The sequence below is a fragment of the Delftia sp. WSY_16 genome (genome assembly GCF_043104415.1).
Lineage (GTDB): Bacteria > Pseudomonadota > Gammaproteobacteria > Burkholderiales > Burkholderiaceae_C > Comamonas > Comamonas tsuruhatensis.
Genome location: NZ_JBICKS010000040.1, coordinates 1077985 through 1093909, shown reverse-complemented (window position 1 = coordinate 1093909; position 15925 = coordinate 1077985). Strand labels below are relative to the sequence as shown.

14 protein-coding genes are annotated in these 15925 nt (G+C 67.8%); 11 read left to right on the top strand and 3 right to left on the bottom strand.

What is annotated here, in order from left to right:
* The first annotated feature begins 328 nt into the window (after positions 1-328).
* From ACF8O7_RS24655 to ACF8O7_RS24630, 6 genes are all read left to right on the top strand, one after another.
* Positions 329-943, top strand: a complete 615-nt coding sequence (locus ACF8O7_RS24655; protein WP_016450638.1) for a TetR/AcrR family transcriptional regulator — start codon at positions 329-331, stop codon at positions 941-943.
* Between the two features lie 132 nt (positions 944-1075).
* Positions 1076-1429 carry a hypothetical protein gene (locus ACF8O7_RS24650; RefSeq protein WP_016450639.1) on the top strand — a complete coding sequence of 118 codons (354 nt, stop codon included), beginning with the start codon at positions 1076-1078 and terminating at the stop codon, positions 1427-1429.
* A gap of 116 nt (positions 1430-1545) precedes the next feature.
* Positions 1546-3741 (top strand): TonB-dependent siderophore receptor, encoded by a 2196-nt coding sequence (locus ACF8O7_RS24645; RefSeq protein ID WP_043792450.1) that lies wholly within the window; start codon positions 1546-1548, stop codon positions 3739-3741.
* 8 nt (positions 3742-3749) lie between these two features.
* Positions 3750-4607, top strand: coding sequence for an ABC transporter ATP-binding protein (locus ACF8O7_RS24640; RefSeq protein WP_392444498.1), 858 nt, complete (start codon positions 3750-3752; stop codon positions 4605-4607).
* On the top strand, positions 4604-6031 hold the full coding sequence (locus ACF8O7_RS24635) for a DUF3526 domain-containing protein (protein ID WP_017405362.1): 1428 nt from the start codon (positions 4604-4606) through the stop codon (positions 6029-6031). The genes ACF8O7_RS24640 and ACF8O7_RS24635 overlap by 4 nt, the downstream gene beginning before the upstream one ends.
* Complete coding sequence (locus ACF8O7_RS24630) at positions 6028-7392, top strand: DUF3526 domain-containing protein (protein ID WP_392444496.1); 1365 nt, start codon at positions 6028-6030, stop codon at positions 7390-7392. The genes ACF8O7_RS24635 and ACF8O7_RS24630 overlap by 4 nt, the downstream gene beginning before the upstream one ends.
* Before the next feature lie 100 nt (positions 7393-7492).
* Here ACF8O7_RS24630 and ACF8O7_RS24625 read toward each other — a convergent pair whose 3' ends face one another.
* The 3 genes from ACF8O7_RS24625 to ACF8O7_RS24615 form a co-directional block, all read right to left on the bottom strand.
* A complete protein-coding gene (locus ACF8O7_RS24625; RefSeq protein ID WP_016450441.1) occupies positions 7493-7918 on the bottom strand; it encodes a transcriptional repressor in 426 nt (141 codons plus the stop codon).
* A gap of 733 nt (positions 7919-8651) precedes the next feature.
* Positions 8652-9428 carry an SDR family oxidoreductase gene (locus ACF8O7_RS24620; RefSeq protein ID WP_016454678.1) on the bottom strand — a complete coding sequence of 259 codons (777 nt, stop codon included), beginning with the start codon at positions 9426-9428 and terminating at the stop codon, positions 8652-8654.
* 105 nt (positions 9429-9533) lie between these two features.
* Positions 9534-10421 (bottom strand): LysR family transcriptional regulator, encoded by an 888-nt coding sequence (locus ACF8O7_RS24615; RefSeq protein WP_016450439.1) that lies wholly within the window; start codon positions 10419-10421, stop codon positions 9534-9536.
* A gap of 123 nt (positions 10422-10544) precedes the next feature.
* On the opposite strand from ACF8O7_RS24615, the gene ACF8O7_RS24610 reads away from it, so the two are divergent.
* From ACF8O7_RS24610 to ACF8O7_RS24590, 5 genes are all read left to right on the top strand, one after another.
* On the top strand, positions 10545-11417 hold the full coding sequence (locus ACF8O7_RS24610; RefSeq protein WP_016454679.1) for an amidohydrolase: 873 nt from the start codon (positions 10545-10547) through the stop codon (positions 11415-11417).
* Positions 11414-12415: a tripartite tricarboxylate transporter substrate binding protein gene (locus tag ACF8O7_RS24605; RefSeq protein WP_016450437.1), complete on the top strand. Its 1002-nt coding sequence runs from the start codon at positions 11414-11416 to the stop codon at positions 12413-12415. Before ACF8O7_RS24610 ends, ACF8O7_RS24605 begins: the two co-directional genes overlap by 4 nt.
* A 183-nt stretch (positions 12416-12598) precedes the next feature.
* Positions 12599-13114, top strand: coding sequence for a hypothetical protein (locus ACF8O7_RS24600; protein WP_016450436.1), 516 nt, complete (start codon positions 12599-12601; stop codon positions 13112-13114).
* Between the two features lie 180 nt (positions 13115-13294).
* Positions 13295-14419 (top strand): 4-oxalomesaconate tautomerase, encoded by a 1125-nt coding sequence (locus tag ACF8O7_RS24595; RefSeq protein WP_016450435.1) that lies wholly within the window; start codon positions 13295-13297, stop codon positions 14417-14419.
* Between the two features lie 101 nt (positions 14420-14520).
* Positions 14521-15897 carry an aromatic acid/H+ symport family MFS transporter gene (locus ACF8O7_RS24590; protein ID WP_133073722.1) on the top strand — a complete coding sequence of 459 codons (1377 nt, stop codon included), beginning with the start codon at positions 14521-14523 and terminating at the stop codon, positions 15895-15897.
* Positions 15898-15925 lie beyond the last annotated feature (28 nt).

Sequence of the window (15925 nt, the reverse complement as noted above, 5' to 3'; positions counted from 1 at the left end):
CATGTGATTCGATTCTGCTATTTAATCTTGCGATTAACACGCGTTGTTTCATTTGTCTTGTCGATTGGCTGGATAGATTTTTTGTATTGCGAGGATTGAATTCCTGGCCGTGGTTTGAAATATCTTCCGCCGATATCGCGTAAATTCATGAGCCGTTGATTGCCAGGCCATTGCAGTCCCGGGAATGCCTTTGGGGCTGATTCTTCAGGCGCAGTTTCGCGGCCCGGCCATGCCCGCCAGGCAGCGGGCGCGTACCGAACGCTTGATTGGCGTGCCACCAACAGCCTGTTAGCATCGCCGCACTACAACGATCCACACCCTGGCAGACATGGCAAGAAGGCAGACCAGCGCCCACGACGGCAACGAGACCCGCGAGACCCTTCTCAAGCTGGCCGCCCGCACCTTCGGTGAGCAGGGCTACTCTGCCACCACCATGCGCAACATTGCCGAGCAGTCCGGGATCGAGGCCGCCAGCATCTACTACCACTTCGCCTCCAAGGAGGAGCTGGTGGACGAGGTCATGGAGCAGGGCGGCAACCGCATCATCAGCCAGCAGCAGGAGCGCCTTGCCGCGCTGGGCGCCGACGCCACGGCCGAGCAGCGTTTCCGCGCAGCCGTGCTGGGCCAGATGGCGGGCCTGATCAAGCATGGGGACTTCGCCCTGGCCCACGGCCGCCTGCTGGGCCAACTGCCCGACAAGGTGCGCGAACGCCAGATCAAGCGCCGCGAGCGCCACCAGAAATTCTGGAGCGGCCTGCTCGAAGACCTGCGCGCCGAAGGCCGCCTGCGGGCCGATGCCGACATCCACCTGGCGCGCATCATGATCCTGGGCAGCATCAACTCCATACAGTCCTGGTTCAACCCCCGCAAGGGCTCGCTGGAGAAGGTGGCGGACCAGATCTGCGACATGTTCTTCCGGGGCGTGGGGCCCGCAGATCAATAGGCACAATGCGGGAAATCGCCAGTCGGCTGTCACATGCCTGTGCCATATTGCCGCGCTGTCTCCGGGGCCCGTGCTGAAAATGCCGGCGGATAGTTAACGATATTGAATTGTCAATAGTAAGATCGCCGTCTTATGCGTCTGCTTGTTTTGCGCCTGCTATTGCTGGCCGTGTTCTTCAACACGGCCATTGGCATGCCCCTGCACGGCGCAACGCATATCCGGCAGGCGGCGGCAGCGCCCGGCCAGGCGTTTGCCGGCCTGAACGGCTGCGAGGACAAGGCGCCGGCCGGTGAAAAGGCGGAAGCCGCGGAAGCCGTCTGCGTCTGGTGCATGGGCCATGCACCGCATGCGGCGGCCTGGCTGCCGCACTTCGGCCTGCCGCTGGCCGTGGCCGCGCCGCCTGAGAGGGTGCCGCCGCGCACCGTGGGCGGCGCCATCCCCTCGCAGAACCGCTGGGCCTTTGCATCGCGCGACCCGCCGCGCTGAATCCGCAAGCACTTTTCTCCTTCTCTGCCGCCGGCACCGTTGGTGCTGGCGGCATGTCCGTGTTTGCGCGCGCCGGCTTCTGATGCCGGCGGCATGCGCCCGTGCCCGTTTTCATCATGACTGCCTTCTCCATCCTCGCGAAGCCGCTCCCCGGCCTTCGCCCGCTGCCGCTTGCCCTGAGCGCTGCCGCTTTCTTCTCCACGCCCGTGCTGGCCCAGGGCCAGGAACAAACTGCGGCATCCGTGCCGTCAGCGCCGTCGCCCCAGGAGCAGACCCTGCTGCCTGCCGTGGAAGTCGTGGGCCGCACGGCCTCGGGCGCCTATCACACCGATGAGGCGGCAGGCGCCAAGACCGACCTGCCGCTGCGCGAGCTGCCGCAGTCGGTGCGCGTGATCACGCGCCAGGCCATGGACGACCTGGGAGCCACCAAGCTCGACGATGTGCTGGACTATGTGGGCGGCGTCTCGCGCCAGAACAACTTTGGCGGCCTGTGGGACAACATCGTCATTCGCGGCCTGCCCGGCGATCAGAACGTGGGCATGGCCACCTTGTTCAACGGCTTTTCCTCGGGGCGCGGCTTCAACGCGCCGCGTGATCTGGCCGGCGTGGAGCGCATCGAGTTCCTCAAGGGCACGGCCGCTGCGCTCTACGGCAGCAGCGAGCCGGGCGGCACGCTGAACGTCGTCTCCAAGCGTCCGCTGTGGACGCCTTCGCATTCCGTGGAAGCCTATGCGGGCAGCTACGGGCTGCGGCGCGGCGCGCTCGACAGCACGGGGCCGATTGGCGAGAACTTTGCCTACCGGCTCAACATCGCCGTGGAGGACCGCGACAGCTTCCGCGACTTCGTGGGCGCCAGCCGCCAGGTGATTGCGCCGGCCTTCACCTGGAAGCTGGGACGCGATACGGTGCTGGAGTACTCGGGCGAGCTGCTGCGCCACAAGACGCCGCTGGACCGTGGCGTGGTGGCCGTGGGCGACCGCCTGGGCGCCATCTCGCGCAGCCGCTTCCTGGGCGACCCGCGCGATGGCGATGTGACGGTGGAAAACCGCACGCACCAGTTCATCCTCTCGCATGAGTGGAGCGCGCAGTGGCGCAGCCGCCTGGGCCTGTCCTACCGCGAGACCTCGATCAACGGCTTTTCCACCGAACCCCATGCGCTGCTGGCCAATGGCGACCTGACGCGCCAGCGGCGTTTCCGCGACTACCAGTCCGACGACATCGCCGTGCAGGCCGAGCTGCAGGGCACGGTGAAAACGGGCACCGTCGAACACGAGCTGCTGCTGGGCCTGGAGAGCTTTCGCTTCGACATGGATACGGTGATGCTGCGCGCCAACCCCACGGCGGCCAATCCCTATGCCATCAATATCTACAACCCCGTCTACGGCGGCACGCAGCCCGTGCCCACGGCCAATACCGATACCTTCGAGCGCCAGCGCAACACGGCCTTCTACCTGCAGGACGCCATCAAGCTCTCTCCCCAGTGGCGCGTGGTGGCCGGCCTGCGCATGGACCGCTATGACCAGTCGCTGCACAACCGCCGCACGGGCGCGACCACGCAGCAGGACCCGACCTCGACCTCTCCGCGCCTGGGCCTGAGCTGGCTGCCGCTGCCGCAATGGACCTTCTATGCCAACGTGGGCCGCTCGTTCCGGCCCAACGTGGGCGTCGATGTGGCCGGCGCGGGCTTCAGTCCCGAATCCGGCCGCTCCATGGAGCTGGGCGCCAAGTGGGAAAGCGCCGACCGGCGCATGGGCGCCACGGCCGCGCTGTTCGACATCCGCAAGCGCAACGTGCTGACGGCCGACCCGGGCAACGCCGGCTACTCGGTCTCGGCCGGCGAGATCCGCAGCCGGGGGCTGGAGTTCGACTTTGCCGGCCAGGTCACGCAGCGTTGGCGCCTGAATGCGAGCCTGGTGCTCAACGACGTGGAGATCTCGCGCGACAACACGCTGGAAGTGGGCGGGCGCCTGCTCAACGTGCCCAAGGTCAACGGCAGCGTGCTGGCGGTCTACGAAAACGCCTTCTCCAACGGCCAGCGCTACGGCATTGGCGGCGGCGTCACCCGCGTGGGCAAGCGCCTGGGCCAGGCCCGCACGCAGGCCGAGGCCGACGCTGGCAAGGCGGCCTTCGATCTGCCCGGCTACACCACCGCCAAGCTGGTGGCCTACTGGCGCATCAGCCCCACGCTGCGCCTGACGCTGGACGTGGACAACCTCTTTGACAAGACCTACTACACCAGCTCGTACAGCCGGCTGTGGGTGACGCCGGGCACCGCCCGCACCGTCACCGTAGGCCTTCAAGCCAAGTTCTGAGCCCCGCCATGCATCCATCCCTTCCTGTTTCTTCCAACCCCACTTCTGCCTCCACGCCCGTGCTCCAAGCGCTGGGCGCCGTGGTGGACTATGGCGAGCGCACCATCCTCCAGGGCCTGGACCTGGCCGTGCATGCCGGCGAGATCTATGCGCTGCTGGGCGCCAACGGCGCGGGCAAGACCACCACGCTGAGCCTGTTCCTGGGCTTTGTGCGGCCGCGCAGCGGCCAGGTGCGCGTGCAGGGCGTGGACCCGGTGACGGCTGCCGCGCAGGCGCGCGGCCTGATCGCCTATATCCCCGAGAACGTGGCGCTGTACGAGCACCTGAGCGCGCGCGAGAACGTGGCCTATCTGCTGGACCTGGCGGGCCAGCCCGCCAGCAGGGATGCCATCGGCCAGGCCTTGTCCGCTGCAGGGCTGGATGCGGCCGCGCATGACCGGCGCGTCTCGGGCTTTTCCAAGGGCATGCGGCAGAAGGTGGCCATTGCGCTGGCGCTGGCACGCAAGGTGCCGGCACTGCTGCTGGACGAACCCACTTCGGGCCTGGACCCGCAGGCCACGGCCGAATTCAGCCGGCTGATCACGCAGCTGCGCGGCCAGGGCGTGGCCATTCTCATGGTCACGCACGACCTGCTGGGGGCGGCCGATGTGGCCGACCGCATGGGCTTCATCGCGGGCGGCAGGCTGGTGGAGGAGGTGGCGGCCCGTGGGGTAGAGCGCTTTGACGTGCGGGCACTGCACCGCCACTACGCGGGTACAGGTACGGGTGCGAGTGCGAGTGCGAGTGCAGACGCAAACGCAAACGCACACGCAGACGCAGACGCAGACGCAGACGCAGACGCAGGCGTGCAGGGGGCCGCGGCATGAGCACGGCCTGGACCATTGCACGCGAGGAATGGCGCCTGCTGCTGCGCGACCGCGTGGCCGTGCTGGGCATGGTGCTGTGGCTGCTGCTCGGTGCTACTGCCGCCTTCACCGCCTGGGACCAGCGCAGCGCGGCCCAGGCCCAGCGCGAACGCCACCAGTCGCAGGTGGACCATGAGTTCGAGGCCCAGCCCGACCGCCATCCGCACCGCATGGTGCACTACGGCCATTTCGTGTTCCGCCCGCTCAATCCGCTGGCGGCCTTCGATGCGGGCATAGACGCCTACACCGGCCACACGCTGTTTCTCGAAGGCCACCGCCAGAACAGCGCCAACTTCGGCGATGTGCGCCAGTCGTCGCTGCTGCTGCGCTTCGGCCAGCTCACGCCGGCCTTTGTGCTGCAGGTGCTGGCACCGCTGCTGCTGATCTTCGTGGGCCATGCCTGCATCGCGCGAGAGCGCGAGGCCGGCACCTTGCGCGTGCTGCTGGCCCAGGGCGTGGGCATGCGGCAGTTCGTGGCCGGCAAGCTGCTGGCGCTGACGGGCGTGGCGGCCCTGGTGCTGCTGCCCGCCTTGCTGGCCCTGGCCTGGATGGCGGTGGCCACGCCCGTGCCCATCAGCCTGGTGGCCGCGCTGGCGGCTGGCCATGTGCTGTGGCTGCTGCTGTGGGCCGTGGGCATCACCGCGGTCTCGGCCCTCATGCGGCGCGGGCGCGATGCCTTGCTGGCCCTGCTGGCCGCCTGGGCCATTGGCGTGGTGCTGGTGCCCCGGCTGGCGCCGGAGCTGGTGGGCGCGGCCCTGGCATTGCCCACGCGCTTCGAGACCGACATCGCCACGGCGCGCGAGCTGGCGGCGATGGGCGACAGCCACAATCCCGACGATCCCTACTTCGCCGCCTTTCGCGCCAAAGTGCTTGCACAGTACGGCGTGTCGCGTGTGGAGGATCTGCCCGTCAACTACAAGGGACTGGTCGGCATGGAGGGCGAGCGGCTGACCAGCGAGCTCTTCAGGCGTCATGCCGAGGCCAGCTTCGATCTGCAGGCCCGGCAACTGCGCAGCGCCGACGGCTTTGCCCTGGTCAGCCCCTTGATTGCGCTGCGCCGCCTGTCCATGGCCGTGGCCGGCACCGACCTGCAAGGCTATCGGCGCTTTCTGGAGCAGGCCGAGCAGCATCGCTACCGCATGGTGCAGGCGCTCAACCAGCTGCAGGTGGACAAGCTCAGCTACGCGGGTGACCGTTCCAGCCGAGACAACCGCATCAGCCACGAGCACTGGCGCGGCGTCTCCGACTTCCATCACGAGCCCGATCCGCCGCTGGCGGCCTTGCGCCGCGCGGCACCCGCAGCCTGCGTGCTGCTGGGATGGCTGGCGGCGCTGGCGGCCGCCTTGCTGGTGGCCACGCAACGTCTGGGGAGGGTGGTGCGATGAGCTGGCTACGACATGAATGGCGTCTTCTGACGCGCTCGCGCCTGGCGCTGTGCGCCCTGGCCCTGCTGCTGTTGCTGTCCACGCTGGCAGTGCTGTCGGGCCTGCGCGAGATCTCGTCGCAGCGCCAGACCCTGGACCGTCTGGCCCAAATGCAGCAGCAGGAAATGGCGGCCCAGGCAGGTCGGCATGCACAGTCCGGCGATGCGGGCTCGGTGGCCTACTACGGCTTTCACAGCACCTGGGATGCACCGTCGTCCACGGCCTTCCTCGCCCTGGGCCTGCGCGATGCCGCGCCCTATGTGCTGCGCGTGCGTGCCCTGGCGCTGCAGGCGCAGCTGCATGAAGGCGAGAGCTTCAACCCCGAACTGGCGCTGGCGGGACGCTTCGACTTCGCCTTTGTGCTGGTCTACCTGGCGCCGCTGTTCCTGATTGCACTGCTCTACGACCTGGTCTCGGGCGAGCGCGAATCGGGATGCCTGGGCACGCTTCAGGCCATGCCCGGCAGCGGGCGCCGGCTGTGGCTGCGCCGTGCGGGCCTGCGTTCGGTGCTGTTGCTGGCATGCCTGGCGCTGCCGGCCCTGGCAGGGGCATTGGCCAGCGGTGCGCAGGCGGGCGCCATCGCCTCAGTGCTGCTGAGCGCCACGGCCTATGTGGCCTTCTGGAGCGGGCTGTGCCTGGTGGTCGCCACGCTGGGCGGCAGTTCGGTGGCCAACGCCATGGCCCTCATGGGCTGCTGGGCCGTGCTGACCCTGGTGCTGCCCACGCTGGCCAATGCCGCGCTGTCGCGCGCCGTGCCCGTGAGCCAGGGCGTGGAGCTGATGCTGGCCCAGCGCCAGACCGTGCATGGTGCCTGGGACCTGCCGCGCGAGCAGACCATGGAGCGCTTCTTCCGCAACCACCCCGAATGGCGCAACACCGCGCCGCTGCCTGCGGGCTTTCACTGGAAGTGGTACTACGCCTTCCAGCAGCTCGGTGATGAAAGCGTCGCCCCCCAGTTCGCCGCCTATCGGGAAGGCCTGCAGGCGCGCCAGGCCTGGACCGGGCGCCTGGGCTGGCTGCTGCCCGGCGTGGGCGTGCAGGCCGCATTGCACCGCCAGGCCGGCACCGACCTGCTGGCGCAGCTGGCCTACCAGGACGACATTGCCGCCTTCCATGCGCGGCTGCGGACTTTCTTCTATCCCTATCTGTTCGAGGACCGTCCATTCGGCGCGAAGGACTTTGCAGCGCAGCCGGTCTTCACGGCCAGTCCGCGCCATGCGCCGCAGACCTGGGGCCAGGTGGCGATGCTCTGGGCGGTGGCTGCGCTGGCCTTGCTGGCCGGGGGCGTTGCCGCAGGCCGCGTGCGGCCGGGCAGGCGCTGAGGCAGCGGACCGGGGAAAAAGAAACAGCCATGGCGCAGGGAAGGCCTGCGCCATGGCTGTCGGCTTGCCGATGCCTGGGCCTGAGGCCCGGGGCCCGCCGCTACTGCACGTTCTGGTGGCAGTCGCTGCAGATGCCGTACATCGTCATCTCATGGCGCTCCACCACAAAGCCTTCGGGCACGATGCGCTGCATGTCGCCAAGGCAACCGGGCACGTTAAACACGCGGTTGCAGCTCATGCAGCGGAAATGGTGGTGATGGGCGCGGCCGCTGAGTTCGTAGCGCGTGGCCTCGCCGGGCAGGTCCACGGCCTGCACCTCACCGGCTTCCATCAATTGCTTGATGTTGCGGTACACCGTGGCCAGACCGATGGCCGGCACCTCGCGCTGCGCTGCGCCCAGGATTTCAGCGGGGAGCAGGGGGCGCCCGGCCTCTTCCATGACCGTGCGTATCGAACTGCGCTGGCGGGTCGAGCGTTCCATTGGCCTGAACAAGCGCTCCACGATGGGCTGAGTGTGTCTAGTCATGGTAGTTCCGTTATTTACTATAACAATCTCGAAGCGATTAATCAGTGTTCACGAACGCTCACAGCCGAAATGGAACTGTGCCTGCCTGTAGCTCCTGCAAGCATGGGGATGCAATCCCTGCAACGGTTCTTTTCTTCAAAGAGAAAAAATCACATCGGACGGACAACAGGTACTCCATTCTTGCGGTTTTGCGCGAGTATATGTCGTGAGCATTCGATGGACCTTGTGCGAAGGTTAAATACCATAGCCGTCCACAATGCTGTAATGGGATGTAATTGATCTATTGTCTGAAGAATGCTTGAAACAAGGGTTGTGCGGGACTTCGCGCAGGTCCTGAATCCGACGGTAACTGCTGGAGACGCGATGCAATGGATTGCATGGGCAGTGTATTACCGATTCAAGCAGATTGCCTCAATGCACCTCGTTTGTCCATCATCCATTCCCTGGAAGAAAGGTGCGGCCATCCCGTAATGGTTCATGTCACCACATGTCGATTCAGTATCCGCGCACCATTTGCCGAGCAGTCGCTTCGTCGTGAATTGCGTGGTCAGAAAACATCAGCCAGCTCCTTGGCCACGATGCGGGAATGAACAGCGAAAGCGCAAGCATCGTTTCCAGGGGAATTATTGGGGCAGGAATGCCACTTTCAAAACTCCCCTGATAAAGCCGCCGCAGGCGACCGGAAGATCCGAGCGGGCCGCCATTGCCGCGACGGCTTTGGCGGGGCTCTGCTTCAAGTCCGTTGGATGGACACACCGCCATCGACCACCATGGCCGTTCCCGTGACGAAGCTGGATGCATCCGACGCCAGGAACAGCGCTGCCGCTGCAATCTCCGCCGGTGTAGCCAGGCGCTTGAGGGCGTGCAGGTTTTCGACAAAGGCGCGTGCCTCGGGCGTGGGGGTGCTGGCGCGGCCCATGGGCGTGTCGGTGCCGCCGGGCAGCAGGGCGTTGGCCCGCAGGCCGCGGGGGCCGTATTCAGCCGCGATGACCTGGGTGAGGCCGACGAGGCCGGCCTTGCTGGCGGCATAGGCGCCCATGCCGGGCAGGCCCGCCGTGTAGCCCACGAACGTGGAGGTGAAGATCAGCGAGCCGCCGCCGCGTGCCAGCAGGGCCGGTATCTGGTGCTTGGCGCCCAGAAAGGCGCTGGTGAGATTGGTGGCGATGGCCTCCTGCCAGGCCTGCAGCGACAGGTCGGGCAGGGCGCAGGGATCGCCCGTCATGCCGGCATTGTTGAAGGCGATGTCCAGGCCGCCAAAGCGCGCCGTGGCGGTTTCTACCAGGGCCCGGGCCAGCGGCTCGTCCCGCACGTCGCCGGCCAGCGCGATGGCCTGGCCGCCGTCCTGCTCTATCTCCGCCACCAGGGCCTGCAGTTCCGGCTGGCGGCGGGCCGTGAGCACCAGCCTGGCGCCGTGGCGTGCGAACAGCCTGGCGGCTTCGCGGCCTATGCCTGAGCTGGCGCCCGTGATGAGGGCGACTTTTCCGTGGAGTTGCTGTGACGATGGCTGCATCTGGCACCTTTTCTTTCCGTGAATGAGGGAAAGCGGTTTGTAGTGCGGCGCAGGCGCGGGCGCATCCCGTTTCTTGCACCGGTGCGGCGCCAATGCGGGCCGCACTCAGTCTTTGCCCAGGTCCAGGTGTGCGAACAGGTCGGCCAGCGTGGGCGTGGAGCGTGCGGGCCAGATGGCGCTGAGGTCCAGGCTGGGCAGGGACCGGCCATCGCGCACTTCGCAAAATCGCACGCCGCGAAAGTCCATGGAGCGTATCCAGCTGGGCAGCAGTGCCACGCCGCAGCCGCCGGCCACGCAGGCCAGCACGGTGAGGGTCCGGTTGGCCTCCTGCGCCACATGGGCTTCGTGGCCTGCCTTGCGCAGCGCGTCGAGGATGCCGGCGTGCAGCACGGGCAGCTGGGCCTGCGGGTACATGACCAGCCCGGCCTCGGCGATCTGCGCCAGGCTGACCTGGCCGTCCTCGCCGATCTGGAATTCGTCGGGCACGGCGGCCACCAGGCGCTCGCGCAGCAGCTGGCGCTCGCGCATGCGCCCGCCCACGGCCACGGGTGTGTGCATGAGGCCGATGTCGATGGCGCCGGTCTGCAGGGCCTCGGCCTGCTCGGCATTGCTCATCTCGCGCAGGATGACGCGCACGCCGGGCGCCTGCTGCCGCAGCGCGCGCAGGGCGCGGGGCAGGGTGCCGAACAGCGCCGAAGACACCAGGCCCACGGTGAGCTGGCCTGCACTGCCCCTGGCGATCTCGCGCGCGCGGCTGGCGGCGGCATCTATGCGGGCCACGCTGGTGCGCACGTCATCCAGCATGGCCAGGGCGGCCGGCGTGGGCAGGGCGCCCTGGCGCGAGCGCTGGAACAGCTGCACGCCCAGGTCTTTCTCCATGCGGGCCAGGGTCTGGCTCAGCGCGGGCTGGGCAATGCCCAGCCAGTCGGCTGCGCGGCTGACGCTGCCCTGGTCCACCACCGCCAGAAAGTAGCGCAGATGCCGGGTTTCCATATCGATCCAGTATGAATAAATCCATTTTGAAGAATGGAAATATATATCCCCCGTTCCTAGAATCCGGCCGCATACCCCCTGCGCCGCATCCTGTGCCGCGCCACCCGCAAGGAGTTTTTCCCCGTGTCTGCCCTGCCCAGGTTCGCCATTGCGTCCAGCGTCGATACCCATGCCCATGTCTTCGAGCGCGGCCTGCCCATGCCCGATGTGCGCCGCTACGCGCCCGACGCAGATGCGTCCCTGGCCACGTATCTGCAGCACCTGGACACGCACGGCCTGGCCTATGGCGTGCTCGTGCAGCCCAGCTTCCTGGGCACGGACAACCGCTACATGCTCCAGGCCCTGCGCGCCCGGCCGCAGCGCCTGCGCGGCGTGGCCGTGGTCGATGACAACACGGGCGAGGACCACCTGCAGGCCCTGGCCGATGCCGGCGTGGTGGGCATGCGCCTGAACCTGATCGGCCTGCCTTTGCCTGATCTGAATGCGCCCGGTTGGCGCCGCGTGCTGGAGCAGGCCAACACCCTGGGCTGGCATGTGGAGCTGCACCTGCAGGCCGGGCGCTTGCCTGACCTGCTGCCCACCCTGCTGGCGGCCGGCTGCCGCGTGGTGGTCGACCACTTCGGGCGTCCTGACCCGGCCCTGGGCGTGCGCGACCCTGGCTTTGGCTATCTGCTGCAGCAGGCCGGCAGCGGCCGTGTGTGGGTCAAGCTGTCCGCGCCCTACCGCATCTGGCCCGCCGCCGACTGCGCCGCCTCGGGGCGGCAGGCCACCGCGCAGTTGCTGCAGGCCTTTGCGGCCGAGCGATTGCTCTGGGGCAGCGACTGGCCGCACACCCAGCACGCGGGTCAGGCCAGCTATCCGGCGGCCGTGCGCTGGATGCACGACTGGCTGGACCCGCTGGACGATGCCGCCTCGCTGCAGGCCGTGCTGGGCCGCAGCGCCGTCGAGCTGTTCCGATTTCCGAGCCCGATTCAAACCCAAGGAGACACACCATGAAATCCCTGTCCAGACGCACCGCCGGCCTGTGGGCGGCCGCAGGCCTGATCTCGGCTGTTGCCGGCATGGCCGCGCCAGCCGCTGCGGCTGCAGCGGCCAACTACCCCGAGCGCCCCGTCACCCTGGTCGTGACCTATCCGCCGGGCGGCACGGTCGATGTGGTGGCGCGCCTGATCGGCCCCCGTCTGTCTGCCGAGCTGGGCCAGCCCGTGGTGATCGAGAACCGGGGCGGGGCAGGCGGCATGATCGGCGGCGCCCAGGTGGCCAAGGCCCAGCCCGACGGCTACACCCTGATGCTCGATGCCTCCAACCACGCGCAGAATCCCGCCATCCACGCGCGCATGCAGTTCGATACGCTCAAGGCCTTCGCGCCGGTCTCGCTGCTGCTGCGCGTGCCCAATGTGCTGGTGGTGGCGCCATCGTCCCCCATCAAGAGCGTGCAGGACCTGATCCAGGCCGGCCGCTCCGAGGCGGGCGGGCATCTGTACTTTGCGTCGGCAGGCCCGGGCTCGGCCCAGCACCTGGCGGGCGAGCTGTTCAACCTGCTGGCCAGGACGCAGCTGCACCATGTGGCCTACAAGGGCGGCGGCCCGGCCATGATGGACGTGATGTCGGGCCAGGTGCCGCTGATGTTTGCCAGCATGGGCTCGGCCTGGCAGCACGTGAAGACCGGCAAGCTGCGCGCGGTGGCCGTGGGCGGGCTGGAGCGCTCCAAGGCCGCCCCCGAGCTGCCGACCATTGCCGAGTCGGGCGTGCCCGGCTACGAGACCTACGAGTGGAACGCCATCTTTGCGCCGGCCGGCACGCCGCCCGCCATCGTGAACCGGCTGTCCACGGTGCTGGCCAAGGTGCTGCGCGAGCCTGCCATCGTGGAGCGGCTCGCTGGCATAGGTGCCGAGCCCATAGGCTCCACGCCGGCCGAGCTGGAGACATTCCGCCGCGCCGAGATCGCCAAATGGCAGAAGGTGGTGAAGGACTCGCGGCTCAAGCTGGACTGAGCGCGTGCAGGCCAGAAAGCGGACCATTGCGGTCTGCTGTACACCGCAGGCAGCCCTGGCGCGTTGAGCAGGAACGGGCGCTGGCTTGAACGGGTTCTTACACCTTTTCAGGCGCAATGGCCCATGCGGCCCCAGGCGCTTGGTAGAAACGGGGCCTTTCCTGTTTCACCCCTTCAAAAGAACATGGCCATGCTCACCTTGCGATCCACCTTGCGCGCCGCGGCCGCCCTTGCGCTGGCCTGCTCGGCCCTTGCGGCCCAGGCGCAGACCTATATCAGCGGCTCGGTCTCGGGCCAGCTGGCTCCGGGTGTCTACGGCACCGTGGACATTGGCAATGCCCCGCCTCCGCCGCTGCTGTACCAGCGGCCCGTCATCATCGCGCCGGCGCCCATGGCCCCGCCGCCGGTCTACATGTGGGTGCCGCCCGGCCATGCCAAGCACTGGGGCAAGCACTGCGCACGCTACGGTGCCTGCGGTCGCCCGGTGTACTTCCTGCGCAATCCGCCGCCGCACTGGCGCGCCGGGCCGCCGCGCCACGATCCTCGCTGGCGCGAGGAGCGCCGCCACCGCGAATGGGAGCACCGCCGCGATGACCGCCGCTGGGACCGCCACGACCGCCACGATCGGCATGACCGCCACGACGACCACCGCGGCCGCGGGCATGGCCATGATCGCGGCCGGGGCCATGACCGCGATTGAGCGTCACTGCGCCCCAATAAGTTGTATCAAGCAGTTGCGGCGCCCCGGCGTCGCAGCCTGCGGCCCAGGCTTGGCGTTGAGCTATGCCGGTTTGCTATAGCTGCTAGCGGGCTTGCCCAGTAGTGCCTGGCCCGCGCCATGCTCACAATAGCTGTCATACCCATACTGATAGAGACAGCCATGCAAACGGCCATTCCCTGCCTGCTGATGCGGGGCGGTACTTCCAAGGGCCCTTTCTTCCGGGCCAGCGATCTTCCCTCCGACCTGCCCACGCGCGACCGCGTGCTGCTCGCGGCCATGGGCTCGCCCGACAGGCGCCAGATCGACGGCGTGGGTGGCGCGCATCCGCTGACCAGCAAGGTCGGCATCGTCAGCCTCTCCGACAAGGAGGGCATAGACCTCGAATTCCTCTTCGCCCAGCTGCAGCCCGACAAGGACACGGTGGACACCACGCCCAACTGCGGCAACATGCTGGCCGGTGTGGTTCCCTTTGCGCTGGAGACCGGCATGGTGCAGCCGCGTGGCGAGACCAGCACCTTCCGCGTGCTGACACTCAACACCGGCATGGCGGCCGACATCACCGTGCAGACGCCCGGCGGCCAGGTCGAGTACGAAGGCTCGGCCCGCATCGACGGCGCGCCCGGCAGCTCGGCACCCATCGAAATCAGTTTCCTGGACACGGCCGGCTCGGTCTGCTCTGGCCTGCTGCCCACGGGCAAGCCCCGGGACACGGTCACGGTGACAGGCGAGGGGTTCGAGCCCTTCACGCTCGACGTCACCTGCATAGACAACGGCATGCCGCTGGTGATCTTCAAGGCGTCCGATGTGGGCGCCACCGGGCAGGAGACCGTGGCCGAGCTCAACGCCGACACCGACCTCAAGCGCCGCATCGAGGCGCTGCGCCTGCAGATCTCGCAGACCATGGGCCTGGGCGATGTCTCGGCCAAGAACTACCCCAAGATGACGCTGATCGCGCCGCCCCAGCATGGCGGCGCGCTGACCACGCGCAGCTTCATCCCCCATGTCTGCCATGACGCCATCGGCGTGCTGGCGGCCGTCACCGTGGGCACGGCGGTGAAGATGCCGGGCACCGTGTGCGAGGGCGTGGCACAGCTGCAGCAGGGCACGGGTCCGCTCACCGTCTCGGTGGAGCATCCCACGGGCGAGTTCAGCGTCACGCTGGACAGCGACCCGGCCCATCCCGACGTAGTGACCAAGGCGGCTCTGCTGCGCACGGCGCGCCTGCTGATGCGTGGCGAGGTCATGGTGCCGCGCTCGGTCTGGGACGGCCGCAGGCAGGACTGAAGAAACAGCGCAGGGGCTTGCCGGCCCCTGCGGTGCAAGGGGCGGGCCGCGCGCGCAGATGCGGTATCCGCCAGGCTGAGAGACAGTGGAAGAGACAAGTCATGACATCCGTCCAGAAGGACGCCGCAGCAACCGGCGTCAATGTGCAGACCCTGCTCAACGAGCACCCGTTTTCGGGATTCCAGTGGGTGATCTTTGCGCTGTGTTTCCTGATCGTTCTGCTCGATGGCTTTGATACGGCGGCCATCGGCTATATCGCGCCCTCGCTGATCACCGAATGGGGCGTGAGCAAGCCCGCGCTGGCGCCCGTGCTCAGCGCTGCGCTGTTCGGCCTGGCCGCAGGCGCGATCTTCTCGGGCCCGCTGGCCGACCGCCTGGGCCGCAAGACCGTGCTCGTGGGCTCGGTCGCGGTGTTTGCCGTGGCCTGCCTGGGTTCCGGCTTTTCCCCCGACATCTGGACCCTGGCCGTGCTGCGCTTCGTCACCGGCCTGGGCCTGGGCGCCGCCATGCCCAATGCCGTCACGCTGATGAGCGAGTACTGCCCTGATTCGCGCCGTGCCACGCTGACCAACGCCATGTTTTGCGGATTTCCGCTGGGCGCGGCCTTCGGCGGCTTTCTGGCGGCCTGGATGATTCCGCATTTCGGCTGGCGCAGCGTGCTCATCCTGGGCGGTGCCGCGCCGCTGCTGCTGCTGGTGGCCCTGGTCGTGCTGCTGCCTGAATCCGTGCGCCACATGGTGGCCAACAACTACCCGGCCGATCGCATCCGCAAGGTGCTGGCGCGCATTGCCGGTGATGCCGTGCAGGGCGTGCAGCGTTTCGTGCTGACCGAGGCCAGGCCCGAGGCCCAGGCCGGCAGCGGCATGGGGGTGGTGCTGTCGCGCCAGTACCGCGTGGGCTCGGTGATGCTGTGGATCGCCTACTTCATGGGCCTGGTCATCTTCTACGCGCTGATGAACTGGATGCCCGTGCTGTTCAAGGAAGCGGGCCTGGACCCCAAGACCGGCACCCTGGTGGCGGCGCTGTTCCCGCTGGGCGGCGTGGGCGCCGTGCTGTTCGGCTGGCTCATGGACCGCTTCAATGCCAACCGCATCATCGCCATCGGCTATGCGCTGACGGCGGCCTCCATCTGGTGGATAGGCCAGACGGCCGGCCACCTGGGCTGGCTGGTGGTGGCCGTCTTCCTGGCCGGCACCATCATGAACACCGCCCAGTCGTCCATGCCGGCGCTGGCCGCCGCCTTCTATCCGACACGCGGCCGCGCCACGGGCGTGGCCTGGATGCTGGGCATCGGGCGCTTCGGCGGCATCGCGGGCTCTTTCCTGGTGGCCGAGCTGTCGGCGCGCCACATGGCCTTCAGCGAGATCTTTGCCGTGGTGGCCATTCCTGGCGTGATCGCCATGGCCGCCCTCATCATCAAGCAGTACAGCAGTCCCGAGCCGCAGGGCGGCGCGGTGCCTGCCGCACCCCTTCATTGACACATTTCCACCTCATAAAGACGCAGGA